Origin of the sequence: Pseudomonas sp. S37 (assembly GCF_016658545.1) — a bacterium.
Taxonomy (GTDB): Bacteria; Pseudomonadota; Gammaproteobacteria; order Pseudomonadales; family Pseudomonadaceae; genus Aquipseudomonas.
The window spans coordinates 115,077-140,047 of the sequence record NZ_JACVZC010000005.1 but is presented as its reverse complement, the minus strand read 5'-3'; the positions used below and the strand labels follow the sequence as shown (position 1 = coordinate 140,047).

Here is a 24,971-nt window from a genome sequence, read left to right as displayed (position 1 = left end):
GGTGGGGCTGCTTCGCAGCCCGATCGCGACACAAGGCCGCTCCTACAGGGACCGCGTTAGCCTGGCAATGGGTAACGATCAGCTCTCCAGCCAAACATCCCGCGCCCAGTGCCAAACCGACTCCCAGCTATCCTCACCGACAAGCTCTTCATCGGCATCCCACAACACCACAGTGCCGTCTTCTTCGACGCAGTAATAGTTGTCGCCGTCCTGGCACAGCGGGATCAGCTCACGCGGCACGCCGGCATCCCAGGCGTTGGCGGCAACTTCTGGCAGGTAAGTGTGCGACTGTGGGTCGGTACAAGTGACAGGCTCCAGGGAGCCGTAAACCACATCACTTACGGTCAGCAGAAACTCTTTGAACACGAATGGAATGTTGATGAACAGCTGCTCTTCGATCTCGACCAGTTGGTCCTCGTCGGGAAGCTCCAGGGGCACCGGTACCGGTTCATTGGCTTCACGGAGTTGTTCGATCACTTCTTCCACGGTTAACTTCCTCTGACCTAGATGACAACGCTGCGCGTTATACCCTAGTAGGCCACTCTGGCAAAAGCAAAAACCCCGGGACAGGCCCGGGGTTTTTTGTGCAGCACGCAGCGGTTAGCCGTTCTGACGGATACCGGCGACCAGCCATGGCTGGTTCTCACCTTGAGCGCGAACCATGTGCCAGCTTTCGCTGAACACTTCACCTTGGTCGAAGCGCGAGTTCTTCGACACGCCACGGAAGGTCAGGGTGGCGTCGGTACGATCGGAGCGGTCGTCGAGGCCGTCCAGTTGCACTTCAAGGTTGTCGATGTAGGTGGCCTGGAAGCCATCACCCAGCTCAGCACGTTCGCGCTTGAGGAACTCAAGCATTTGCGGCGTGACGAATTCGGCGATCTTGTCCATTTCGTTGGCATCCCAGTGCTGCTGCAGCGACTGGAAGTGGTTACGGGCAGCGGCCAGGAAATTCTGCTCGTTGAACCAGGCCGGGGCGTTGATCACCGGGGCAGCTGCGGCAGCAGGTGCGGCCGAACCCCCGAAGACCGACGGCTGGGCAGGCTGGCCGTGGGCTTCACGCTGCATTGGCGCGTGGCCTGGCATGGCCATTTGCGGCTGCTGCTGGCGACGGCGCGCGGCAATGAAGCGGAACACCAGGAAGGCGATGAGCGCCACGATCAGGAAGTCCATGATCTGGAAGCCTTCGAAGCCGTCGCCCATGAACATGGACGCCAGCAGGCCACCGGCGGCCAGGCCGGCGAGTGGGCCCAACCAGCGCGAAGCACCGCTGGCGGCCGGGGCGGCACGACCAGGTGCGGTCGGCGCGGCGGCAGGCGCGGTTGGCGTGGCCTGGCGGGTCTGGTGAATAGGCGCGGAGCCCGAGCTCTTGCCGCCGCCGAAACGCTTGGCGTTGGCGTCCAGGCTCAGCGTCAGGCCGACGCAGAGCGCCAGTGCGATGCTAAGAAAACGTTGCATAGTTGGGATATCCCCTGTTGTGGATTGCACGCGCGCCATGGTGCACAGGTTCCCGGGCACATGACCAGCGACATAATGTTTCGAGCTTTTGCCTGAATGTTACCAAGCCGGCACCACCGGCTCTGTGGGAGCGGCCTTGTGTCGCGATAGGGCTGCAGAGCAGCCCCTCGATTGTGAGCTTGATGCTGAAATCCTGGGGCCGCTTTGCGGCCCTATCGCGACGCAAGGCCGCTCCCACAAAGGCCGCCCCTGCAAGGATCAGTGACTGGCGCAGGGCCTCAGAGGGCCTCGAGCTTGGCATACCCCAGCATCAGCCACTTGCTGCCTTCGGCAAAGTTCACCTGCACCCGGGCCTGGGCGCCGGAACCCTCGAAGTTGAGGATCACGCCCTCGCCAAACACCGCATGCTGCACCCGCTGGCCGAGGTTGAAGGCGGTCTGCGGGATGTTGGCATTGGCGAACAGGTTACTGTTGGTGGCTGTCTTGGCGCCACCGAACGGGCGGCTGACGCTGTTGGACAAGCGTACTTCCTGCACCAGGCCCGCGGGAATTTCGCGCACGAAACGCGACACCTTGTTGTAGGTTTCGCTGCCATACAGGCGGCGCGTTTCGGCATAGGTCATCACCAGCTGGCGCATGGCGCGGGTGATGCCCACATAGGCCAGGCGGCGTTCCTCTTCCAGCCGGCCGGGTTCTTCCAGGCTCATCTTGTGCGGGAACAGGCCTTCTTCCATGCCCACCAGGAAAACGAACGGGAACTCCAGGCCCTTGGCGCTGTGCAAGGTCATCAGCTGAATGCTGTCTTCATGCTCATCGGCCTGGGTATCACCGGCTTCCAGCGAAGCGTGGCCGAGAAAAGCCGAAAGCGGCGAAAGGTCGGCATCTTCGTCGGTGGACTCGAAGTTGCGCGCCGCGCTAACCAGCTCCTCCAGGTTTTCTACCCGCGCCTGGCCCTTTTCACCCTTTTCTTCCTGGTGATAGATGATCAACCCGGACTGCTCGATGGTGGTCTGGGTCATGGTATGCAGTGGCATGTCCACCACCTTGGCAGCCAAGCCCTCGATCAGCTCGATGAACGCCCCCAGCGCACTGGCGGCGCGGCCTTTCAGGGCCTTGGCGGCGAGTAGCTGGCACATGGCCTCCCACATGGAGAGCTGGCTGTGGCGGGCGTGCTCGCGTATGGCTTCGACGGTTTTTTCGCCAATACCGCGTGGCGGCACGTTGATCACCCGCTCCAGGGCGGCATCGTTGCCACGGCCTTCGATCAGGCGCAGGTAAGCCATGGCGTTCTTGATTTCGGCGCGTTCGAAGAAGCGCTGGCCGCCATAGATACGGTAGGGGATGCGCTCGCGCAGCAAGGCTTCTTCCAGCACCCGCGACTGGGCGTTGGAGCGGTAGAGGATGGCGATCTCGCTGCGCGCATTGCCCTGCTTGACCAGGCTCTCGATGGTTTCCACCACGTAGCGCGCTTCGTCGTGCTCGTTGTAGGCCGCGTACAGGGTCAGTGGTTCGCCTTCGCCCAGGTCGGTCCACAGCTCCTTGCCCAGGCGCCCGCTGTTGTTGGCGATCAGTGCGTTGGCCGCTTTGAGGATGCCGCCGGTGGAGCGGTAGTTCTGCTCCAGGCGGATCATTTCGGCGTCGGGGAAGTCGGCGGTGTACTGGTGGATGTTCTCGATCTTGGCGCCGCGCCAGCCATAGATGGACTGGTCGTCATCACCTACCGCCATCAGGCTGGCGCCACCGCGCGCCAGCAGGCGCAGCCAGGCGTACTGCACGGCGTTGGTGTCCTGGAACTCGTCTACCAGCACATGCTGGAAGCGCCGCTGGTAGTGTTCCAGCAGGCCCGGGTGGTCGCGCCACAGGTCCAGCGCACGCAGCAGCAGCTCGGAAAAGTCGATGACCCCGGCACGCTCACAGGCCTGCTCGTAGGCGGTATAGACCTCGCGCATGGTCGCCAGGAACAGATCGCCACCGGCCTGGATATGTTGCGGGCGCAGGCCCTCGTCCTTCTGCCCGTTGATGAACCACTGGGCCTGGCGTGCCGGCCACTTCTGCTCATCCAGGCCCAGCTCGCGCATCACCCGTTTGATCAGGCGCTGCTGGTCGTCGCTGTCGAGGATCTGGAAGTTCTGTACCAGCCGCGCTTCCTGCCAGTGCGCCCGCAGCAGGCGATGGGCCAGGCCGTGGAACGTGCCCACCCACATGCCTGCCGGGTTGATCCCCAGCAGTTGCTCGATGCGCTGGCGCATTTCGGCAGCGGCCTTGTTGGTGAAGGTCACCGACAGGATCGAGTGCGGCGATGCCTGCTCCACCTGGATCAGCCAGGCGATGCGGTGCACCAGCACGCGGGTTTTACCGGAACCGGCGCCGGCAAGCACCAGTTGACGCCCGAGCGTGGCCGCTACGGCCTGGCGTTGGGCATCGTTAAGGGAGTTCAGCAGGAGGGAGAGGTCGTCTGTGCGCATCGGGCCATTCTAGGGCGCAGCAGGGGAAGGGTAAATGGCACTGTATGAATATTCACCCTTTGAAGCGCTGATCGGTAGCTCGCTCATGACAGAAGGCGGCCATGGCAGGCCTTTAGCCTGTCATGACCGCCGTCGACATCAATGGGTTTCGAGGATGTCGGTGATGGTGGCGATCAAGTGACCGTCGTGGAAAATATCCACTTTCGGGATTGGCCCGTGCTCGCCCGGCAGTTCAAGGCGTACGTGCTTGTCGCAGACGACTTGAATGAAGTTGCCTTCCTCTTGTTGCAGTTCAAGTTCCAGGGCCAGTGCAAAGGACTTGTCCTGAATGTTGCGCTTTACCAGCACCGGCACGATGCCGGGATGGCTCACGGTGACGGTGCCATGCACCCGGAGGCGGGCGCCCGGTGGCATTTTATCGTGCTGGGCATGCCAGTCTTTGCATTCGATGATCATGTTTGAACTCCTGTCTTGGAAGGGCGGTGCGCACCTTCTGCACAACAGAATGCTTGTAGTGCCAGCGGCATTGGAGAGCGAAATCTTTCAGCTGTGCCAGTGCCTGCCATGCCTGGCCAGCAGGCTGTTGGCTTGTTCCGGCCCGTTGCTGCCTGCTGGGTACGCGCGCGGCGCCTGGAAGTGCTCTTCACAGCCTTTGATGACCGGATCGACCCAGGCCCAGGCCGCTTCGACTTCATCGCGGCGCATGAACAGTGTCGAATCACCTTCCAGCACATCCAGCAGCAAACGCTCATAGGCCTCCCAGCGGCGGGTCTGGCTGAACACCTGGGCCAGGTTCAGGTCCAGGTCTACCGGCTCCAGGCGCATGCCCTTGCCCGGGCTCTTGGTCATCATGCGCAGGCTGATGCGTTCGTCCGGTTGCAGCTGGATCAGCAGCTGGTTGACCTGGCCACCGCTGAACAGCTCGTGGGGCACCGGCTTGAACTGGATGACGATTTGCGAAGAGCGACGTGCCATGCGCTTGCCGGTGCGCAGGTAGATTGGTACGCCCGCCCAGCGCCAGTTCTCGATATGCGCCTCGATGGCGACGAAGGTTTCGGTGTCGCTGTCGTTGTCGACGTCCTTCTCGAAGTAGTAGGCCGGCACTTCCTGGCCGCCGATGCGCCCGGCGCCATATTGGCCGCGCACGGTCTTGTCCTGAACGTCCTGGCCAGTGATCGGCTTGAGCGCGCGCAGGATCTTCACTTTCTCGTCACGTACCGCTTCGGCTTCGAACTGCGCCGGTGGCTCCATGGCCACCAGGCACAGCAGCTGCAGCAGGTGGTTCTGCAGCATGTCGCGGATCGCCCCGGCGCGGTCGTAGTAGCCGCCACGGTTCTCTACGCCCAGCGTCTCGCAAACGCTGATCTGTACGTGGTCGATCTGGTTGTTACGCCACACCGGCTCCAGCAAGGCATTGGCAAAACGCAGGGCCATCAGGTTCTGTACGGTTTCCTTGCCCAGGTAGTGGTCGATGCGGAACACCTGGCCCTCTTCGAACACCTCACCAATCGCTTCATTGATGGCGGTAGCCGATTCCAGCGAGTGGCCGATCGGTTTTTCCAGCACGATACGCGCTTCACTGTCGGCCAGCCCGGCAACGCGCAGGTGGTTGGCGATCGGTACGAACAGATTGGGCGCCGTGGCCAGGTAGAAGATGCGCGTCAGCCCGCCGGGCTCGCCCAGGTAGCGTGCCAGGCGGCCGAAATCGGCGCTCTGCGAAGCATCCATGGGGAAGTAGTCGAGGCGTGCGGAAAAACGCTGCCACACTTCATCGTCGAAGTCGTTGCGGGCAATCTGTGCTCGGCAGTGGCGTTCGGCGAGCTTCAGGTAGTCGATTCGGGGCAAGTTGCGTCGGGCCAGGGCAATGACCCGCACGGCTGGGTTCAAACGGGCCTCGCGAAACAGGTGGTAGAGCGCCGGAAGCAGTTTGTGCAAGGCCAGATCGCCGGTGCCGCCGAAAACCAGAATGTCGCAAGGAATAGTCAAACCGCCACTCTCCACGTTCGTTTAACTGGGCGGGTTGGCGTCCATGTAGTATAACTACAAGAAAGCTACAACCCGGCCAGCCGATCATAACCGAGTCCAGCCCGTGAATCTGTTGCAACATATCGCCCAATCGCGCCACCTGCTGCGCAAATCGGAACTGAAAGTGGCCGACCACGTGCTGCTCGACCCGGCTGCCGTCATGCACAGCTCGATGGCCGACCTGGCGCATAGCGTGGGTATCAGTGAACCGACCATCGTGCGTTTCTGCCGCGCCATTGGTTGCTCGGGTTTTCAGGACCTGAAGCTGAAGCTGGCGCAGAGCCTGGCCGCCGGGGCCAGTTTCGGCCAGTTCGCCATCCATGAAGATGATTCGGTTGCCGACTACAGCCTGAAGATTTTCGACACCACCCTGCACACCCTGATGGAAGTGCGTGAGCACCTCGACCCGCTGGCGCTGCAACAGGCGGTGAGTGCCATGGCCCAGGCGCAGCGTGTGGAGTTTTACGGTTTTGGTGCCTCCGGTGCGGTTGCGGCCGATGCCCAGCACAAGTTTTTCCGCCTGCTGCTCAGCGCAGCGGCGTATTCCGACCCGCATATGCAGGCGATGTCGGCGGTAACCTTGAAACCGGGCGATGTGGCGGTGTGCATTTCCCAGTCGGGTCGCTCCAAGGACTTGCTGATCACTGCCAATCTGGTGCGTGAGAGCGGCGCCAACCTGATCACCCTGTGCCCCAGCCAGACGCCATTGGCCGAGCTATCGACAGTCAACCTGGCCATCGATGTGCATGAAGACACCGAAATCTACACCCCGCTGACTTCGCGTATCGCTCACCTGGTAGTGATCGACGTGCTGGCCATGGGCGTGGCCATGGCGCGCGGGCCGAGCCTGGTCAACCACCTGAAGAGCGTGAAACGCAGCTTGCGCAGCCTGCGTTTGTCGCCCAAGTCGATCAAGGCTACCGACGACTGAGTTCCGCCTGGTCCGGCCTCTTCGCGGGTAAACCCGCTCCTACATTGGAACGCGATCCGGCCTCTTCGCGGGTAAACCCGTTCCTACATTGGAACGCGTACCTGTGTAGGAGCGGATTTACCCGCGAAGAGGCCGGCACAGGCAAAGCAACTTTCATTGTTTTGTCACCATTCCACAGCCAAACCGTAAACCACAGAGGCCAGTCTGAAACTCCCGCATCCTATCTGGGAGACAGGCAATGGCTCGTGACTTCGACGGTACGTACCAACCCAACGCCAAAGCTCGCAAACAGCAGGAAAAGGATCAGCGCCGCATGGAGTACCGCCGCGCGATCGAGAGCTATTGCGACCAACGTCAACTGCTCCGCGACCTGGTGGACTACCCCGAGTTGCAGGAACTCACAGTGTGGCAGGCGTCGTCGGCAACCTCCCCGAAAAACGTTCAACAATCGCGCTGATCAGCGCACGTTCGCTGCGGATGAACGCCAGAAAGGCCAAAGCCACCGGCGATTGCCGCTTGGCCTTGGCCTGCACCACGCACCAGCTGCGGTACAGCGGCAGCTCCTCCACTGGCAGCTCTTTCAGCACCCCGGTGGCCAGCTCCAGGTTGACTGCGTGGCGGGTCAGCAGGGCGATACCCAAGCCGGCGATCACGCACTCGCGCTGGGCATCGGCCGAGGCCACTTCCAGGGTCTGGGTGAAGTGCACGCGTTTGTCCTTGAAGTACTCTTCACACGCCTTGCGCGTGCCCGAACCTTGCTCGCGAACCAGCAGGGTATGAGGCTCCAGGTCTTGCAGGCGCAACTGCTCCAGCTTGCACAGCGGGTGCTGCGGCGGCGCCACGGCAACGATCGGGTTGTTCAGAAACGGCAGAAACTCCAGGCCCATGTCCTGCGGCACCATGGACATGATGATCAGGTCGTCACGGTTGTCGGAAAGGCGACGGATGGCCTGGGCGCGGTTGACCACCGTCAGGGTCAGGTTGACCTCCGGGTGACGCTGCTTGAAGGCGGCGAACAGGTGTGGCACGAAGTACTTGGCACTGGACTCGATCGCCAGCTTCAACTGCCCCTGCAGTGAGCCCTGCATGTCCGACAGCTGCATGTCCAGGCTCTCCAGCCGCCCAAAAATATCGCGGCTGGCGCGCTGCAAGGCTTCAGCCGCTTCCGTCAGGTAGAGTTTCTTGCCCACATACTCGAATAGCGGCTGGCCGATCAGCTCTTCGAGCTGACGGATCTGTAGACTAACGGCGGGTTGTGTCAGTGCCATTTCCTCCGCGGCGCGGCTGTACGAGCGCAAATCGCACACCTCGTTGAAGATCTGCAATTGACGCAAAGTCATACGCATCAAGGACTTACGCATTTTTTATTGGCTCTTCGGCAACACCTTGTTACCGAACTATAAGCTTTTGCTAATACAGCCCCTAACAAATATTGATTTTTGTTTATCGTCCTACAGCGCTAGGGTAAATGTGCGACTGGCCAGCGACGTCTGGTCACGCGCCGACCGGTAGAACCGGCTCGACTGTTCCTACGGCTTTGGGAAGACTCCAGTGATAAAAAAAATCCTGATCGCCAACCGAGGTGAAATCGCAGTTCGGATCGTGCGTGCCTGCGCCGAGATGGGCATTCGCTCGGTAGCGATCTATTCCGACGCCGACCGCCACGCCTTGCACGTCAAGCGTGCCGACGAAGCACACAGCATTGGTGCCGAGCCACTGGCTGGTTACCTGAACCCGCGCAAGCTGGTGAACCTGGCTGTGGAAACCGGCTGTGATGCCCTGCACCCGGGCTATGGTTTCCTGTCGGAAAACGCCGAACTGGCAGAGATCTGCGCCGAGCGCGGGATCAAGTTCATCGGCCCGGCCGCCGACGTGATTCGCCGCATGGGCGACAAGACCGAAGCGCGCCGCACCATGATCGCCGCTGGCGTACCGGTTACCCCAGGCACCGAAGGCAACGTTGCCGATATTCATGAAGCCCTGAGCGAAGGTGAGCGCATCGGTTACCCGGTGATGCTCAAGGCGACCTCCGGTGGCGGCGGCCGCGGCATTCGCCGCTGCAACAGCCGTGAAGAACTGGAACAGAACTTCCCGCGGGTTATTTCCGAGGCGACCAAGGCCTTTGGCTCGGCCGAAGTGTTCCTGGAAAAGTGCATCGTCAACCCCAAGCACATCGAGGCGCAGATCCTCGGTGACAGCTTCGGCAACGTGGTGCACCTGTTCGAGCGCGACTGCTCGATCCAGCGCCGTAACCAGAAACTCATCGAAATTGCCCCAAGCCCACAGCTCACCCCCGAACAGCGCGCCTACATCGGCGACCTGGCGGTACGTGCAGCCAAGGCGGTGAACTACGAGAACGCCGGTACCGTGGAGTTTCTGCTCGCCGATGGCGAAGTGTACTTCATGGAAATGAACACTCGGGTGCAGGTGGAACATACCATCACCGAGGAAATCACCGGTATCGACATTGTCCGAGAGCAGATCCGCATCGCCTCGGGCCTGCCGCTTTCGGTCAAGCAGGAAGACATCCAGCACCGTGGCTACGCGTTGCAATTCCGTATCAACGCCGAAGACCCGAAAAACAACTTCCTGCCCAGCTTCGGCAAGATCACCCGTTACTACGCCCCCGGTGGCCCGGGCGTGCGTACCGACACGGCGATCTATACCGGCTACACCATTCCACCGTTCTACGACTCCATGTGCCTGAAACTGGTGGTGTGGGCGTTGACCTGGGAAGAAGCCATGGACCGCGGCCTGCGGGCCCTGGACGACATGCGCGTGCAAGGGGTTAAGACCACCGCCGCGTACTACCAGGAAATCCTGCGCAATCCGGAATTCCGTAGCGGCCAGTTCAACACCAGCTTCGTCGAAAGCCACCCGGAACTGACCAACTACTCGATCAAGCGCAAACCCGAAGAGCTGGCCCTGGCCATCGCCGCCGCCATTGCCGCCCACGCAGGCCTGTGAGGAACCCCATAATGTCCAAGAAAATTCACGTAACCGACACAATCCTGCGCGACGCTCACCAGTCCCTGCTGGCCACCCGCATGCGCACCGAAGACATGCTGCCGATCTGCGACAAGCTCGACAAGGTCGGCTACTGGTCGCTGGAAGTGTGGGGCGGTGCCACCTTCGACGCCTGTGTACGCTTCCTCAAGGAAGACCCGTGGGAGCGCCTGCGCAAGCTGCGCGCCGCGCTGCCCAACACCCGCCTGCAAATGCTGCTGCGCGGCCAGAACCTGCTGGGCTACCGCCACTACAGTGACGACGTGGTCAAGGCCTTCGTCGCCAAGGCAGCGGTCAACGGCATTGATGTGTTCCGCATCTTCGACGCCATGAACGACGTGCGTAACCTGCGCGTGGCCATCGAAGCGGTCAAGGCTGCCGGCAAGCACGCCCAGGGCACCATTGCCTACACCGTCAGCCCGGTGCACACCATCGACGCCTTCGTGGCCCAGGCCAAACAGATGGAAGCCATGGGTTGCGACTCGGTCGCGATCAAGGACATGGCCGGCCTGCTGACCCCGTTCGCCACCGGCGAGCTGGTCAGGGCGCTGAAGGCCGAGCAGTCGCTGCCGGTGTTCATCCACTCCCACGACACCGCCGGCCTGGCCGCCATGTGCCAGCTCAAGGCTGTGGAAAACGGCGCCGACCACATCGACACCGCTATCTCCAGCTTCGCCTGGGGCACCAGCCACCCGGGTACCGAGTCGATGGTTGCAGCGCTCAAAGGCAGCGAGTTCGACACCGGCCTGGACCTGGAGCTGCTGCAGGAAATCGGCCTGTACTTCTGCGCTGTGCGCAAGAAGTACCACCAGTTCGAAAGCGAGTTCACCGCCGTGGACACGCGCGTGCAGGTCAACCAGGTGCCGGGCGGGATGATTTCCAACCTGGCCAACCAGCTCAAGGAGCAAGGCGCGCTCAACCGCATGAACGAAGTGCTGGCCGAGATCCCGCGTGTGCGTGAAGACCTTGGCTTCCCACCGCTGGTAACCCCGACCTCGCAGATCGTCGGCACCCAGGCCTTCTTCAACGTGCTGGCCGGCGAGCGCTACAAGACCATCACCAACGAGGTGAAACTGTACCTGCAAGGCGGCTACGGCAAGGCCCCGGGTGTGGTCAACGAGCAACTGCGCCGCCAGGCCATCGGTAGCGAAGAAGTGATCGATGTGCGCCCGGCCGACCTGCTGAAGCCGGAAATGGCCAAGCTGCGTGGCGACATCGGCGCCCTGGCCCGTTGCGAAGAAGACGTGCTGACCTTCGCCATGTTCCCGGACATCGGCCGCAAGTTCCTTGAAGAGCGCGAAGCCGGCACCCTGACCCCTGAAGCCCTGCTGCCGATTCCGGAAGCCGGTGCCGTGGCGGCCCCAGGCGGTGAAGGCGTACCGACCGAGTTCGTGATCGACGTGCACGGCGAAACCTACCGCGTCGACATCACCGGGGTGGGCGTGAAGGCCGAAGGCAAGCGTCACTTCTACCTGTCGATCGACGGCATGCCGGAAGAAGTGGTGTTCGAACCCCTCAACGAGTTCGTTGGCGGCGGCGGCAGCAAGCGCAAGCAGGCTACCGAGCCGGGCCACGTCAGCACCAACATGCCAGGCAACATCGTCGATGTACTGGTCAAGGAAGGCGACATGGTCAAGGCCGGCCAGGCGGTGCTGATCACCGAAGCCATGAAAATGGAGACCGAAGTACAGGCGGCCATCGCCGGCAAGGTCGTGGCCATCCACGTGGCCAAGGGCGACCGTGTCACCCCGGGTGAGATCCTGATCGAGATCGAGGGCTGATTCAGGCCCTCATCTGCAAGCGGTTTACCTCTGGGGAGCGGATGCTCCCCTTTTTTTGTGCATTAAAATACATCTTTGAAAGGGGAAGGTAACAAAAATATGCAATAAAATACATTTTTAGCGGATGTGGTGCATGAGCTAATGCACTATATTGCATGTTGCATACATATTTGCCGCAGGTCGCACATGTACCCGCTAACCCTTCAAGTTTTCGCAGATGGCATTTGGCAAGACGCAATGACGTTGACGTTCTCGCGACCAGAACAAGGTTTCAACGGGCCTTGCGCCGTCGCCTATGAAGCTTCCTATGTCAGGGACAACCTGGATGCTTATCAGAGCTTTGCTGCCAAGGCGGTCAGTGCCCGGCTGCCGGTAGATTTCGATAGCTTCACGCTCCCTGCCGCCCCTGCGTTCGTTCATGACATTGCGCCATCCGGTGCGGCCAAGCGCTTCCTGATGGCGCATGTTGGTCAGGCGAAGCCTGAAGGTGTCAGTGATGACATGTTTCTTCTGGCAAGGAGCACACCAGCGCCTGTGGGCAACATGCGCATCAAGCAGGCCATGAACTTTCTGGACACGCGTGAGCCGATGGGTTTCACCAGACAGGATGTGGTCATTCGCGATCAACGTTTTCTTGAGTACGCCTACGAGCAAGGTGCTGCCATCGGCGGGGCTACAGGCGCGGGTGGTGAGGCCCCCAAGCTGTTGATGACGGAAGACGAGGACGGTCTGCTTTATCCCGATGCCGCGCTCGATGATGGGCAAGCCTGCCGGCATTGGTTTATCAAGTTCGCCCGCAATCAGGCCTTGAACAACGACCAGGAGATCTTGCGAGCTGAATATCTGTACTACCGGGCCTTACACACCTTGGGCGTAGAGACAGTGGCTACGCATGACATGGCGTTGGAGGAGGGTACGAAGCCCAGCCTGTGGATGCGCCGCTTTGATCGCGAGGTTACCCCGCGCGGTGTGCAACGGCTGGCGGTCGAGTCCATCTATTCATTGTCGGGTGTGACCCAGCCCGGTAGCCGGATGGAACATGGCGAAGTGTTGAGGAACCTGGTGGCGCTGTGGAGGCAGGCAGGGCAAGACCAGCAGATCAACGACCTGATTGCCGACTACCTGTTCCGCGATCTGATCAACAAGGTTGTGGGTAATGCCGACAATCACGGGCGAAACATGGCGGTCATTCGTGGCGCCGACTTCGTCAGGCTGGCGCCCATCTACGACTTGGCGCCGATGGTGCTGGACGCCGAAGGCATTACCCGGACTACCAAATGGGCAGCGGGCATAGAGCGTGCTGGCGATATCGACTGGTGGGCAGCATGCTCCAGCCTTTGCGACCTGATCGAGCCGCAGCTCGCCTTTGAACGGTTACGGCAAGATGCTGCGCGCCTATTGGCCTTGCCTGATCTGCTTGGCGCTGCAGGCTTGCCAGATGTGGTCATGAACCATCCTGCAGTTCACTTGAAGCGGCTTGAACAACGCATGAAAGAGTGGAAATTGCTATGACGCTTACGCCCGAACAACGTGCCCAGGTAATCGACGATGTTCAAAGAGGCATTGCCGAGGGTACTTTGGAACTGGGGGCCGGGGTGAGGCATTTGCGGGTTACGGTAGCCAACCTGCAACAGGCCCAATTCGCCAGGATGTGCAAGATTTCGCTGCGCACGCTTATTCAGATCGAGCAAGGCGAAGGGAACCCGACACTCAAATCGATGAATGCCGTGTTTCGCGCTTTTGGCTTGCAAATGGGGGTTGTCAGGCGACAGCGCAAGGTCATTTGAGTGCATCAGGCATCAGCACTGTATTGGGGCAACTGGCCTCTTCGCGGGTAAACCCGCTCCTACAGGGGGCGCGGTCTTCGTAGGAGCGGGTTCACCCGCGAAGAGGCCCGTTGATCCAGCACAACTTTCAACCTTTGCGGCAAACCTCAAGGGTGTCCACCTGCCCGCCCGGCTGCTGGTTGGCGTCACTCAACCACCGCTCAAACCCGGCAGCCACCTGCGGCCACTCATCATCGGTAATCGAATACCACGCCGTGTCGCGGTTATGGTCCTTCACCACCAGGTGTTTACGAAACACCCCTTCAAAGGTGAACCCGAACCGCTCTGCCGCACGTTTGGAGCGGGCGTTGGCGTTGTTGCACTTCCACTCCAGCCGCCGATTGCCCAGTTCGAAGCCCAGCTTGCCCAGCAGGTACACCGCCTCGGTGCCCTTGGGCGTGCGTTGCATGGCGGCGCCGAAGGCGATGTGGCCGATCTCGATGCGGCCATGGTCTGGCACGATCGACATCAGGCTGAGAATGCCCTGGGCCTGGCCGCTGGGGCGGTCGATGACGGTGTAGAACAGTGGGTCACGGCCTGCGGCGTTGCCGTCCAGCCAACGGTCGAAGGCGGCACGCTCGGTGAAGGGGCCATAGGGCAGGTAGTCCCACAGTACCGGGTCGGAGGTCGGACCTTGCAACACCTCCCAAAGGTCGTCGCCGTGGCGTGCGGGGTCGAGCTTTTCCAGGCGAATGAAGCGCCCTTCAATGGGCTCGGCCTGGGGCGTTGCGGCGGGTTTCCAGTTCAATGCGTCTGTCATGTTCGGCCTACAAGCCTTTGCGGAATTGAATGAAGCCCGAGCGCTCGGCAACCTGCTGGTACAGGCTGATGGCGGTGGCGTTGGTTTCGTGGGTCAGCCAGTGCACCTTGATGCAGTTGTCGGCCTTGGCGGTGGTGTAGACGTGCTCGATCAGCTGGCGCCCAATACCCAGGCCACGCTGAGTGCTGTCCACGTACAGGTCCTGCAGGTAACAGGAGTTCTCGATGCTCCAGTTGGAACGATGGTAGATGAAATTGACCATGCCCACCGCCTTGCCATCGACCCAGGCCAGCGCCGAATGGGTTGGCTCGCTGGGGTCGAGCAGGCGCTGCCAGGTGCTGAGGCTGACTTCATCGGCCAACTCGGTTTCGTAGAAGTGCAAGTAGGCTTGCCACAGGGCATGCCAGGCGGCGTGATCTTGAGCGGTGACAGGGAGCAGGGTAACGCTGGGCATGGGGCTATTCCTTCAGAGTTGGCGCATGTGCGCGGCAAGTTGGTTGTCCATTGGATCGGGGCTGGCGCTCAGGCCTTCGCGCACGCCGGCGATGTCTTGTTCGGAACGGTTCTGGCTGAGCTTGCGTGCGCCTTGCAGGCGGGCGATCGGCAGGCGGATGCCAACGATGGCGCGGAGCATGCCCTCAAGGTAGTCAGCCGGGGCGTCGCTGGCTTTCCACGGCTCGCTGCGGCCGTGCTCGTGGCGGTCGGTGAGGCGGCTGACGATAGATAGCAACGGCTCGGCTTCATGGATCACTTCGGCCGGGCCATAGGCGTGCACGGCCAGGTAGTTCCAGGTCGGTACAACCTTGGGGTTGTCGGCCTTGCTCGGGTAGTAGCTGGGGCTGACATAGGCATCGGCACCCGGGAACACCAGCAACGCCTCGGCACCCTGCGCCAGGTCCTGCCACTGGCGGTTGGCCCGCGCCAGGTGGGCATAGACGGTGCCGAACTCGCCTTCGGCGGTATCGACCAGCACCGGCAGGTGCGTGGCAAGCAAGCCCTGTTCGCCATGGCTGACCAGAACGGCCAAGCGGGTTTCGAGCATGTGCCGGTGCAGGCGGGCGAGGTCGTGTTCCTGATGGGGCTTGCTGTTGTACATGTGCAGGGTCCTTGTCGAATGGCTTCATCCTAGGCAGGCTATTGGTTCTGGGTAAGAGCCATTGCTGGCTGTTTTTATAGGTCCAATGACATGAGCGAACGCCCCCTCATCCTGCCTTTCGACCCTGCGGGGATCACCCTGGATCGTCGCCGCGGTCTCAGCCAGCAGCTGTATCAGGCCTTGCGCGCGCGCGTGCTGGATGGGCGCCTGAGCAGTGGCACGCGGTTGCCTGCTACCCGTGACTTGGCCGCGATGCTGGCGCTGTCTCGCAACAGCGTGGTGCGGGCATATGACCAGTTGTATGCAGAAGGCTATATCGAAAGCCGGGTTGGCGATGGCACTTACGTAAGCCGGCTGCCAAAACTATCCACACAAGTATCCACAGGGTTATCCCTGGGTTTATCAACAGGTTTATCCACATTTTTACCTGCGGATACTGAGGATTTATCCAGCCAGCAGCATTTCAGCGAGCCTTTGCAGCGCCTGAAAAATAACCATTTGCCGCCACCGAGAAGGGGTGCCCCACGCGCTTTTCGCGTCGGCATTCCGGCATTCGACCTGTTCCCGTTCGACGTCTGGGCCAAGCTACAGGCGGGTTTCTGGCGCAACCCGTCGCCCGCGCAGCTGGGCTATGGTGACCCGGCAGGCGAGCCGGCGCTACGTGAACTGATCGCCGCCTATTTGCGCCGGTCGCGTGGGTTGAGTTGTACGGCTGAACAAATTGTGATCACCAGCGGCGCACAGCAGGCCATCAGCCTTTGTGCACAGTTGCTGTTGCAACCAGGCGACAGTGTGGCTGTGGAAAACCCAGGTTACCGGGCGGCGGGGCACGCCTTCACGTTGGCCGGCGCGCAGGTGTCTGGTGTGCCATTGGATGAAGAGGGCATGGATTGCGGCCGGCTTGGGCAGTTGGTGGACTGCCGTCTGGCCTATGTCACGCCTGCGCACCAGTACCCGACCGGGGTGACCATGAGCCTGGCGCGGCGTTTGGCGTTGCTGGCCTGGGCCGAGCGCAACAATAGCTGGATCATCGAAGACGACTACGACGGCGAGTACCGTTACAGCGGCGCGCCCTTGGCCCCGCTGGCGGCGCTGGACCACGGGCGGGTGTTGTACGTCGGTACGTTCGGCAAGATCGCTTTTCCGGCGTTGCGCCTGGGTTACCTGGTGTTGCCGCCGCAGCTGGTGCAGGCGTTCAGCCAGGGCAAGGCGCTGGCAGTGCGGCATTCGGAGGTGAGTACGCAATGCGTGATGGCCGAGTTCATGGCGCGCGGGCACTTTCAGCGGCACATCCGGCGTATGCGCAAGGCAGCCTTGAGCCGGCGCAATGTGCTCAAGGCTGGCTGGCCTGTGGATATTCCCGGGTTGGGCGCCATGCCGGAAGTGGCGGCCGGGCTGCATGTGAAGGTGCTTGTGGATAACTTTGAGCGGGAGCAGGAGCTGGTGGCCAAGGCGGAAGCGGTGGGGGTGGAGGTGACGCCGCTGAGCAATTTCTGGCTAGCGGACAGCGAGGCGCCTGTGGATAAGCGCGCGGGGCTGGTATTGGGGTTTGCGGCGGTGCCGGAGGGGGAGATTGCCGAGGCCCTGATGAAACTGCGCAAGGCTTGGCGAAAAAGTTGAGGCTGACGGCCTCTTCGCGGGTAAACCCGCTCCTACAGGTGCGCGCAGGCCTTGTAGGAGCGGGTTTACCCGCGAAGGGCTGCAAAGCAGCCCCAAAATAAATCAGGTCCCCGACTTGATCCGCGTCCAGGCCCGGGTCCGCGCCCGCTCTGCATCCCGCGCCAATGGCTTGAGCGTATAGAGCTTGGCCATCGCCTCCGCCGTCGGGTACAGGTTCGGGTTGTTGCGAATCGCCGGGCTTACTTTTTCAGTCGCATCCTTGTTCGGGTTCGGGTAGCCGACAAAGTCGCTGATCGGTGCAATCACTTCTGGCCGCAACAGGTAGTTGATGAACGTATGGGCGTCCTCGGGATTGGCCGCGTTCTTCGGAATCGCCAGCATGTCGAACCAGATCGGCGCACCTTCCTTGGGCAGGCGCATGTCCACCACCACGCCGTTCTTGGCTTCGCGGGCGCGGTTGGCGGCCTGCGAGAAGCTGCCGCTGTAACCCACTGCCACGCAGATATCGCCGTTGGCGATGTCAGCCATATACTTCGAGGAATGGAAGTAAGTGATGTGTGGGCGAATCTTCAGCATCAACGCCTCGGCCTTCTTGTAGTCGGCCGGCTTGTCGCTGTTCGGCGGTAAGCCCAGATACTGCAAGGCCAACGGCAGAATCTCCGAAGGTGAGTCGAGCAGGGCCACGCCGCACTGCTTGAGCTTGGCGATGTTCTCTTCCTTGAAGATCAGGTCCCAGCTGTCCACAGGCGCGTTGTCGCCGAGCGCAGCTTTGACCTTGGCCGGGTTGAAACCGATCAGCACAGTGCCATACATGTACGGCACGGCAAACTTGTTGCCCGGGTCGTTGGCCTCGATCAGCTTCATCAGCGCCGGGTCCAGGTGTTGCCAGTTCGGCAGCTTGCTGCGGTCGAGCGGCTGGAACACCCCGGCTTCGATCTGCTTGGCGAGGAACACGTTGGACGGCACCACTACGTCATAGCCGGAGTTGCCGGTCAGCAACTTCGCCTCCAGCGCCTCGTTGGTGTCGAAGATGTCGTAGATCAGTTTGACGCCGCTGTCCTTCTGGAAGTCGGTCAAGGTCTGCGGGGTGATGTAATCGAACCAGTTATACACACGCAAGGTGCGCTGCTCGGCTTGCGCGTGCAGGGCACCGGTGAACAGGGTGGCAGCGATGAACGGGGCGAGCAGACGCTTGAGTCGGACCATTACCGGGCTCCTGGCTGGGCGCGCTGGAAGCCTTCCAGCACATTGACCGCGTTGATACCGATTTCTTCCACAGCGTAGCCGCCTTCCATCACGAACAGGGTCGGCTTGCCCAGCTGGCCGATGCGCTTGCCCATTTCCAGGTAGTCGGGGCTGTCCAGCTTGAACTGCGAAATCGGGTCGTCCTTGAAGGTGTCCACACCCAGTGAGATCACCAGCACGTCGGCGTCGTAACTGGCTATGCGCTGGCAGGCGTCTTCCAGGGCGGCGCTCCAGGCGGCCCAGTCGCTGCCGGCGGGCAATGGGTAGTTGATGTTGCAGCCCTCGCCGGCACCAGCGCCGGTTTCATCGGCGTAGCCGAGGAAGAACGGGAATTCGTCTTGCGGGTCGCCGTGGATTGAAGCGAAGAACACGTCGTCGCGGCTGTAGAAGATGTCCTGGGTACCGTTGCCGTGGTGGTAGTCGACGTCGAGGATGGCAACCTTGCGCCGGCCTTGGTCGAGGAAGGCCTGGGCAGCGATGGCGGCGTTGTTCAAATAGCAGTAACCGCCCATTACCTCGCCAGCAGCATGGTGCCCTGGCGGGCGGCACAGGGCGAAGGCGGAATGCGCGCCTTGCTGGATCGCGGCCTGGGCGGTGAGGGCAACCTGGGCAGCGCTGTAGGCGGCCTGCCAGGTCCCGGCGGTGATCGGCGCGCCGGCATCGAAGCTGTAGTAGCCCAGTTCGCCGTGCAGACCGGTGGGTTTTACCTGGCGCAGGGTGCGTGCAGGCCAGGTGAACGGCAGCAGGTCGCCTTCCTGGCCCAGTGCGGCCCAGCGCGCCCAGGCGCCTTCGAAGAAGTTCAGGTAGTCGGCGCTGTGAATGCGCAGCAACGGCGCGCGGCCGAAGTCGGTGGGGCCCTGAATGTCACCGAGGTTGCGCTTTTTTACCTGGTCGAGCACATGGTCGGCGCGCGAAGGCATTTCGAAGCAGGGCATCAGCTTGCCGTCGATCAGCTCGCAGCGGCCGTGGTGCAGGCGATGGTCATCGGAATAGATCGTCAGCATTGTTGTTCTCCGGTGGGGACTGGCGTGGGTCCATTGTCACGGGCCGGTCAGTAGCGGAGAACGACGCAAACGGCCAAAAGGGGATCGATGTGGCCAAGGTCTTTGGCCGCTTTGTTGCTGACCTGTCCTGGCCTCTTCGCGGGTGAACCCGCTCCCACAGGTTTGGTGTCGCACCTGAGGCCGGTGCATTGCTTGTGGGAGCGGGTTTACCCGCGAAGAGGCCGGAACAGGTCAACCGCGGAAGTGGCTAGGCGCCACACCACTCCAACGCTGGAAGGCATGCCGGAAGCTGGCGGTCTCGCTAAACCCCAATGTCTCGGCAATGCGGTAGATCGGCATCTGCTCGTCGGCCAGCAACTGCTTGGCCCGCTCGAACCGCAGTTCGTCCAGCAACTGTTGATAACTGCAGCCCAGCGCCTGCAAATGCCGGCGCAACGTGCGTGATGAGCAGTTCATCTGCCGTGCCAGCCCGTCCAGCCCGGGCGCGGCGTCCAGTTGCTGCGTCAGCAACTGGCGAATCCGCCCCAGCCAGGCCTGGCGACCCGTGAATTCCAGGTTCAGGCGTCGGCAGCGTTCGCCCATGGCCTTATGGGTGATCGGGTCGGCCAGCGGCAGCGGCATGTCCAGCCAGCGCCTTTCAAAAGCAAAGGCATTATCCTCGGCAGCAAAAACGATCGGGCACTGGAATGCACCGGCATAGCGCGCATGGTAACCGGGGCGGGGGTGTTCAAAGCGCGCGCCCAGCAACGGCAACGGGCGGCCAAGCAGATCGTCGCAGATGACTTTCAGCGACACCAGGCAGAACTCGGCATTGAATGCGCTCAGCGCCGGGCTGTCGTGGTAATCGCTGGCGCTGAACCACACGCGCTGGCCGTCGTCGCGCAAACGTAGCTTGAAGACTGTTCCCAGCAGTGCCGGATACTGCAACGCCAGGCGCAAGGCGTCACCCAAAGTGGCACTGGAGAGCAAGGCGTAACCGAGCATGCCGTAGCACGACACATGCATGCGCTGGCCCAGTTCCAGGCCGATGTCCTCGCGCCTGGCCACGGCGTTGGCGCACACCTGCAGTTCCTGCTGGGTGGTGATGCGCGCATCGGCGTGCCCCAGGTCGGCCGGGCCGATGCCGCTGCCGGCCAGCAGCGCCGAAGCCTCGCAACCGTCTGCCTGGAAGACGTTGAGGATCAGCGAAACCGCATTGAGGGTGGTCAGGTGGCTGTGCAGCATGCTGGGTAATCCCGTGGGGCTGGGACGCATTATGGAGCAAGTTGTGTGCCGAAAGCCGGGGTCCAGGCAAACCGCAGCCCCTGTAGGAGCGGCCTTGCGTCGCGAAAAGGCCGCAACGCGGCCTCAAAATCCACCAGACATAAAAAAAGGCCCGAACCATTGGCTCGGGCCTTGAAAGGTTGAGAGGTGTCTAGTCCCTTAACCTGGTGAGACAGTTTGCAGCAGCCGGGTTACGCCTTCAGCGGCACCAGGCGTGGAGCGATCATGTTTTCCGGACGCAGGATGTCGTTGAGCATCTCTTCGTCCAGCAGCTTCTCTTCGCGCACCAGTTCGAGTACGCCGCGGCCGGTTTCCAGGGCGACGCGGGCGATACGGGTGGCGTTTTCGTAGCCGATGTACGGGTTCAGGGCGGTGACCAGGCCGATCGAGTGCTCGACCAGTTCACGGCAGCGCTGTTCGTTGGCGGTGATGCCGACGATGCAGTGCTCGCGCAGCATGTCCATGGCGCGTTGCAGCAGGCGGATCGAGTCGAAGATCTTGTAGGCGATCAGCGGTTCCATCACGTTCAGCTGCAGCTGGCCACCTTCGGCGGCGACGGTCAGGGCCAGGTCGTTGCCCATGATGGCGAAGGCCACCTGGTTGACGGCCTCCGGGATAACCGGGTTGACCTTGCCTGGCATGATCGAGCTGCCTGGCTGACGCGCTGGCAGGTTGATCTCGTTGATGCCGGTACGCGGGCCGCTGGACAGCAGGCGCAGGTCGTTGCAGATCTTCGACAGCTTGACTGCGGTACGCTTGAGCATGCCGGAGAACAGCACGAAGGCGCCCATGTCGGAGGTGGCTTCGATCAGGTCGGCAGCTGGTACCAGCGGCTGGCCGCTGATGATTGCCAGGCGCTGTACGGCCAGGGCCTGGTAGCCAGGGTCGGCGTTGATGCCGGTGCCGATGGCGGTGCCGCCCAGGTTGATTTCGGTCAGCAGTTCCGGGGCCAGCGAGCGCAGGCGCTGCAGGTCTTCGGTCATGGTGGTGGCGAAGGCGCGGAATTCCTGGCCCAGGGTCATCGGCACGGCGTCCTGCAGCTGGGTACGGCCCATCTTCAGTACGTGGTCGAACTCTTTACCCTTGGCAGCGAAGGCCTGGATCAGGCTGTCGAGGCTGGCCAGCAGGGCGTCGTGGCCCAGCAGCAGGCCCAGACGGATAGCCGTCGGGTAGGCGTCGTTGGTCGACTGCGCCATGTTCACGTCGTTGTTCGGGTGCAGGTACTGGTACTCACCCTTCTGGTGGCCCATGGCTTCCAGCGCGATGTTGGCGATGACTTCGTTGGCGTTCATGTTGGTGGAAGTACCGGCGCCACCCTGGATCATGTCGACCACGAACTGCTCGTGATAGTCGCCTTTGATCAGTCGGCCGCAAGCAGCGCTGATGGCAGCATGCTTGGCATCGCTCAGGTGCCCCAGCTCCCGGTTGGCGTCAGCAGCAGCCTGCTTGACCATGGCCAGGCCGACTACCAGTTTCGGGTAGTGCGACAGTGGAACGCCAGAGAGGTGGAAGTTGTTGGCAGCGCGCAGGGTCTGGATGCCGTAGTAGGCATCAGCAGGAACTTCAAGGGTACCCAACAGATCTTTTTCGACGCGGAACGATGCAGCGGAGGACATGATGTATATCATCTCGATTTTGACCCGGCACATGCCGGAATGGCGCCAATCCTAGGCCTGAAGGTGATTTTGCGGCCAATGCTGTTGCACGCTAACCTATGCACAAACGGCATAGTGTTTCATGTGACGCCAATTGACATTCGAGCGTGTTCCATTTTGGTGCATGCCGGGAGATGTGCTTCGTGAACCTTGAAAGCAAATGGCTGGAAGACTTCAGCGCGCTGGCCGCTACCCGCAGTTTTTCCCAGGCGGCAGAGCGGCGTTTCGTCACCCAACCGGCCTTCAGCCGGCGTATTCGCAGCCTGGAAGCGGCCTTGGGCCTGCAACTGGTGAACCGTTCCCGCACGCCGATCGAACTGACCGAGGCCGGGCAGCTGTTTCTCGTCACGGCGCGTACTGTTGTCGACCAGTTGAGCGAAATTCTTCGCCATTTGCATCACCTTGAGGGTGGCCAGGGCGAGGTGGTGCAGGTAGCGGCGGCACACTCGCTGGCGTCGGGCTTTTTCCCGCGTTGGGTAGCGCAGTTGCGCAACGACGGTTTGAACATCGCCACCCGCTTGGTTGCGACTAACGTAGGGGATGCCGTGCACGCATTACGCGAAGGTGGTTGCGACCTAATGCTGGCGTTCTACGACCCCGATGCAGCCCTGCAGATGGATGCCGAGATCTTCCCGTCGCTGCACATGGGCAACACCGAAATGCTGCCGGTGTGCGCCGTGGATGCCGAGGGCAAGCCATTGTTCGACCTGGAAGGCGAGGGCAGTGTGCCGCTGCTGGCGTATTCCGCAGGCGCCTTCCTCGGCCGCTCGGTCAACTTGCTGCTGCGCCAGCGCAACCTGCGCTATACCACTGTCTATGAAACGGCCATGGCCGACAGCCTCAAGAGCATGGCGCTGGAAGGCATGGGCATCGCCTGGGTGCCGCGGCTGTCGATGCGTGGCGAACTGGAGCGCGGCGAGCTGGCGATCTGCGGCGGCAGCCAGTGGCACGTGCCGCTGGAGATCCGCCTGTACCGCTGCGCGCTGGTGCGCAAGGCCAACGTCAGGCTGCTATGGCGCAAGCTCGAGGGTGCTGCCGCGGTTGACCCGAAAGTCAGCCAAAGCCCCGAAAAATAAGGCCCGACAGTTGGTCGCCGGGGTGCCTTAAACGCACCACCTTACGGTATACTGCGCGGCCTTTCGACCGGATGCGTCCGGTCCTGATCAGCAAACAAGCCACGCCGGTTGTCCCGCGTGGCTTGTTGTTTTTTGACGCGCCCAAGGGCGCACAAGCGAAGAGGCTCGACGATGAGTGCACTGGTTGGCGTGATCATGGGCTCCAAGTCCGATTGGTCCACCCTTAGCCACACCGCCGATATGCTGGAAAAACTCGGCATTCCCTACGAAGTGAAGGTGGTTTCCGCCCACCGCACCCCGGACCTGCTGTTCCAGTATGCCGAGGAGGCCGAGGGCCGTGGCATCGAGGTGATCATCGCCGGTGCCGGTGGCGCTGCCCACCTGCCAGGCATGTGCGCCGCCAAGACCCACCTGCCGGTGCTCGGCGTGCCGGTACAGTCGTCGATGCTGTCGGGCGTCGATTCGCTGCTGTCGATCGTGCAGATGCCAGCCGGTGTGCCGGTTGCCACCCTGGCCATCGGCCGTGCCGGTGCCGTCAACGCTGCGCTGCTGTCGGCCAGTATCCTGGGCGCCAAGTACCCGCAGTTCCACGCGGCGTTGAAGCAGTTCCGCACGGAACAGACCGAAACCGTGCTGGACAACCCAGACCCGCGCCAGGCTTGAGGCTCAACCCATGAAGATCGGTGTAATCGGTGGCGGCCAGCTGGGCCGCATGCTGGCCCTGGCGGGCACCCCGCTGGGCATGAACTTCGCTTTCCTCGACCCGGCGCCAGACGCCTGTGCCGCGCCCCTGGGCGAGCACCTGCGTGCCGACTACGGCGACCAGGACCACCTGCGCCAGCTGGCTGACGAAGTTGACCTGGTCACCTTCGAGTTTGAGAGCGTGCCGGCCGAGACCGTGGCCTTCCTCTCGCAGTTCGTGCCGGTGTACCCCAGCGCCGAAGCGCTGCGCATCGCCCGTGACCGCCTGTTCGAAAAGAGCATGTTCCGCGACCTGGGTATTCCTACCCCGGCCTTCGCCGACATCCTCTCGCAGGCCGACCTGGACGCTGCAGTGGCCAGCATCGGCCTGCCAGCCGTGCTGAAAACCCGCACCCTGGGTTACGACGGCAAGGGCCAGAAGGTGCTGCGCACGCCAGAAGACGTGGTCGATACCTTCGCCGAACTGGGCAGCGTGCCATGCCTGCTGGAAGGTTTTGTGCCGTTCACCGGCGAAGTGTCGCTGGTGGCCGTGCGTGCCCGTGATGGCGAAACCCGCTTCTACCCGCTGGTGCACAACACCCACGAGAGCGGCATCCTGAAACTGTCGGTGGCCAGCGCGGCGCACCCACTGCAAGCCCTGGCCGAAGATTACGTAGGCCGCGTGCTCAAGCAGCTGGACTACGTTGGCGTGATGGCCTTTGAGTTCTTCGAGGTCGACGGTGGCCTGAAGGCCAACGAAATCGCCCCGCGCGTGCACAACTCCGGGCACTGGACCATCGAAGGCGCCGAGTGCAGCCAGTTCGAGAACCACCTGCGTGCCGTTGCCGGCCTGCCGCTGGGCTCGACCGCCAAGGTGGGCGAGAGCGCGATGCTCAACTTCATCGGTGAAGTGCCGGCCGTGGACAAGGTTGTCGCCATTGATGACTGCCACCTGCATCATTACGGCAAAGCCTTCAAGGTCGGCCGCAAGGTTGGCCACGCCACCCTGCGCTGCCATGACATGGCTACCCTCGAGCGCAAGATTGCCGAAGTAGAGGCTCTGATCAGCAACTGATCGAACT

The 24,971-nt window shown here is 62.0% G+C and carries 23 protein-coding genes; 10 read left to right on the top strand and 13 right to left on the bottom strand.

Annotated elements, in window-relative coordinates:
* Positions 1-78 precede the first annotated feature (78 nt).
* The 5 genes from IAE39_RS03855 to zwf all read right to left on the bottom strand — a co-directional run bounded on the left by IAE39_RS03855 (position 79) and on the right by zwf (position 5,906).
* Positions 79-486 (bottom strand): SMI1/KNR4 family protein, encoded by a 408-nt coding sequence (locus IAE39_RS03855; RefSeq protein WP_201199569.1) that lies wholly within the window; start codon positions 484-486, stop codon positions 79-81.
* A gap of 114 nt (positions 487-600) precedes the next feature.
* Positions 601-1,455 (bottom strand): Tim44 domain-containing protein, encoded by an 855-nt coding sequence (locus IAE39_RS03850; RefSeq protein WP_201199567.1) that lies wholly within the window; start codon positions 1,453-1,455, stop codon positions 601-603.
* A gap of 278 nt (positions 1,456-1,733) precedes the next feature.
* Entirely contained in the window at positions 1,734-3,920 is a 2,187-nt protein-coding gene (gene uvrD / locus IAE39_RS03845; protein ID WP_201199564.1) for a DNA helicase II, read from the bottom strand.
* 138 nt (positions 3,921-4,058) lie between these two features.
* The gene (locus tag IAE39_RS03840) at positions 4,059-4,376 is read right to left on the bottom strand and encodes a hypothetical protein (protein WP_201199562.1); all 318 of its coding nucleotides are present in this window, start codon (positions 4,374-4,376) and stop codon (positions 4,059-4,061) included.
* An 87-nt stretch (positions 4,377-4,463) separates the two neighbouring features.
* A complete protein-coding gene (gene zwf, locus IAE39_RS03835; RefSeq protein ID WP_201199560.1) occupies positions 4,464-5,906 on the bottom strand; it encodes a glucose-6-phosphate dehydrogenase in 1,443 nt (480 codons plus the stop codon).
* 103 nt (positions 5,907-6,009) lie between these two features.
* On the opposite strand from zwf, the gene hexR reads away from it, so the two are divergent.
* Both hexR and IAE39_RS03825 read left to right on the top strand, forming a co-directional pair.
* A complete protein-coding gene (gene hexR, locus IAE39_RS03830; protein WP_201199558.1) occupies positions 6,010-6,876 on the top strand; it encodes a transcriptional regulator HexR in 867 nt (288 codons plus the stop codon).
* 238 nt (positions 6,877-7,114) lie between these two features.
* A complete protein-coding gene (locus IAE39_RS03825) occupies positions 7,115-7,333 on the top strand; it encodes a PA3496 family putative envelope integrity protein (RefSeq protein ID WP_201199557.1) in 219 nt (72 codons plus the stop codon).
* Here the strand turns inward: IAE39_RS03825 and IAE39_RS03820 are convergent.
* Positions 7,275-8,237, bottom strand: a complete 963-nt coding sequence (locus IAE39_RS03820) for a LysR family transcriptional regulator (protein ID WP_328825478.1) — start codon at positions 8,235-8,237, stop codon at positions 7,275-7,277. The genes IAE39_RS03825 and IAE39_RS03820 overlap by 59 nt on opposite strands.
* Before the next feature lie 190 nt (positions 8,238-8,427).
* On the opposite strand from IAE39_RS03820, the gene IAE39_RS03815 reads away from it, so the two are divergent.
* The 4 genes from IAE39_RS03815 (at position 8,428) to IAE39_RS03800 (ending at position 13,450) form a co-directional block, all read left to right on the top strand.
* On the top strand, positions 8,428-9,843 hold the full coding sequence (locus IAE39_RS03815) for an acetyl-CoA carboxylase biotin carboxylase subunit (RefSeq protein WP_016489867.1): 1,416 nt from the start codon (positions 8,428-8,430) through the stop codon (positions 9,841-9,843).
* An 11-nt stretch (positions 9,844-9,854) separates the two neighbouring features.
* Positions 9,855-11,663, top strand: coding sequence for a sodium-extruding oxaloacetate decarboxylase subunit alpha (oadA, locus tag IAE39_RS03810; protein ID WP_201199556.1), 1,809 nt, complete (start codon positions 9,855-9,857; stop codon positions 11,661-11,663).
* A 186-nt stretch (positions 11,664-11,849) separates the two neighbouring features.
* Entirely contained in the window at positions 11,850-13,175 is a 1,326-nt protein-coding gene (locus tag IAE39_RS03805) for a type II toxin-antitoxin system HipA family toxin (RefSeq protein ID WP_201199555.1), read from the top strand.
* Positions 13,172-13,450, top strand: a complete 279-nt coding sequence (locus IAE39_RS03800; RefSeq protein WP_201199553.1) for a helix-turn-helix domain-containing protein — start codon at positions 13,172-13,174, stop codon at positions 13,448-13,450. The genes IAE39_RS03805 and IAE39_RS03800 overlap by 4 nt, the downstream gene beginning before the upstream one ends.
* A 127-nt stretch (positions 13,451-13,577) precedes the next feature.
* Here the strand turns inward: IAE39_RS03800 and IAE39_RS03795 are convergent, their stop codons facing one another.
* From IAE39_RS03795 to IAE39_RS03785, 3 genes are read right to left on the bottom strand one after another with little or no spacing between them, the layout of a single operon-like run.
* Positions 13,578-14,249 (bottom strand): GNAT family N-acetyltransferase, encoded by a 672-nt coding sequence (locus tag IAE39_RS03795; protein ID WP_201199552.1) that lies wholly within the window; start codon positions 14,247-14,249, stop codon positions 13,578-13,580.
* 7 nt (positions 14,250-14,256) lie between these two features.
* A complete protein-coding gene (locus IAE39_RS03790) occupies positions 14,257-14,703 on the bottom strand; it encodes a GNAT family N-acetyltransferase (protein WP_201199550.1) in 447 nt (148 codons plus the stop codon).
* A 12-nt stretch (positions 14,704-14,715) separates the two neighbouring features.
* A complete protein-coding gene (locus IAE39_RS03785) occupies positions 14,716-15,345 on the bottom strand; it encodes an FMN-binding negative transcriptional regulator (protein ID WP_201199549.1) in 630 nt (209 codons plus the stop codon).
* 90 nt (positions 15,346-15,435) lie between these two features.
* Between IAE39_RS03785 and pdxR the strand changes: the two genes are divergently transcribed.
* Positions 15,436-16,965 carry a MocR-like pyridoxine biosynthesis transcription factor PdxR gene (gene pdxR / locus IAE39_RS03780; protein ID WP_201199548.1) on the top strand — a complete coding sequence of 510 codons (1,530 nt, stop codon included), beginning with the start codon at positions 15,436-15,438 and terminating at the stop codon, positions 16,963-16,965.
* A gap of 102 nt (positions 16,966-17,067) precedes the next feature.
* On the opposite strand, the gene IAE39_RS03775 is transcribed toward pdxR, so the two are convergent.
* The 4 genes from IAE39_RS03775 to aspA form a co-directional block, all read right to left on the bottom strand.
* The gene (locus tag IAE39_RS03775; RefSeq protein ID WP_201199547.1) at positions 17,068-18,171 is read right to left on the bottom strand and encodes a polyamine ABC transporter substrate-binding protein; all 1,104 of its coding nucleotides are present in this window, start codon (positions 18,169-18,171) and stop codon (positions 17,068-17,070) included.
* Positions 18,171-19,214 (bottom strand): histone deacetylase family protein, encoded by a 1,044-nt coding sequence (locus tag IAE39_RS03770; RefSeq protein WP_201199545.1) that lies wholly within the window; start codon positions 19,212-19,214, stop codon positions 18,171-18,173. Before IAE39_RS03770 ends, IAE39_RS03775 begins: the two co-directional genes overlap by 1 nt.
* 231 nt (positions 19,215-19,445) lie before the next feature.
* A complete protein-coding gene (locus IAE39_RS03765; RefSeq protein ID WP_201199543.1) occupies positions 19,446-20,438 on the bottom strand; it encodes an AraC family transcriptional regulator in 993 nt (330 codons plus the stop codon).
* Between the two features lie 230 nt (positions 20,439-20,668).
* The gene (gene aspA / locus IAE39_RS03760; protein ID WP_201199541.1) at positions 20,669-22,093 is read right to left on the bottom strand and encodes an aspartate ammonia-lyase; all 1,425 of its coding nucleotides are present in this window, start codon (positions 22,091-22,093) and stop codon (positions 20,669-20,671) included.
* A 182-nt stretch (positions 22,094-22,275) separates the two neighbouring features.
* Between aspA and IAE39_RS03755 the strand changes: the two genes are divergently transcribed.
* From IAE39_RS03755 to IAE39_RS03745, 3 genes are all read left to right on the top strand, one after another.
* Positions 22,276-23,208 carry a LysR substrate-binding domain-containing protein gene (locus IAE39_RS03755; RefSeq protein WP_201199539.1) on the top strand — a complete coding sequence of 311 codons (933 nt, stop codon included), beginning with the start codon at positions 22,276-22,278 and terminating at the stop codon, positions 23,206-23,208.
* A 171-nt stretch (positions 23,209-23,379) separates the two neighbouring features.
* Positions 23,380-23,871 carry a 5-(carboxyamino)imidazole ribonucleotide mutase gene (gene purE, locus IAE39_RS03750; protein WP_201199537.1) on the top strand — a complete coding sequence of 164 codons (492 nt, stop codon included), beginning with the start codon at positions 23,380-23,382 and terminating at the stop codon, positions 23,869-23,871.
* 10 nt (positions 23,872-23,881) lie between these two features.
* Positions 23,882-24,964, top strand: coding sequence for a 5-(carboxyamino)imidazole ribonucleotide synthase (locus tag IAE39_RS03745; protein WP_201199535.1), 1,083 nt, complete (start codon positions 23,882-23,884; stop codon positions 24,962-24,964).
* Positions 24,965-24,971: the final 7 nt, after the last annotated feature.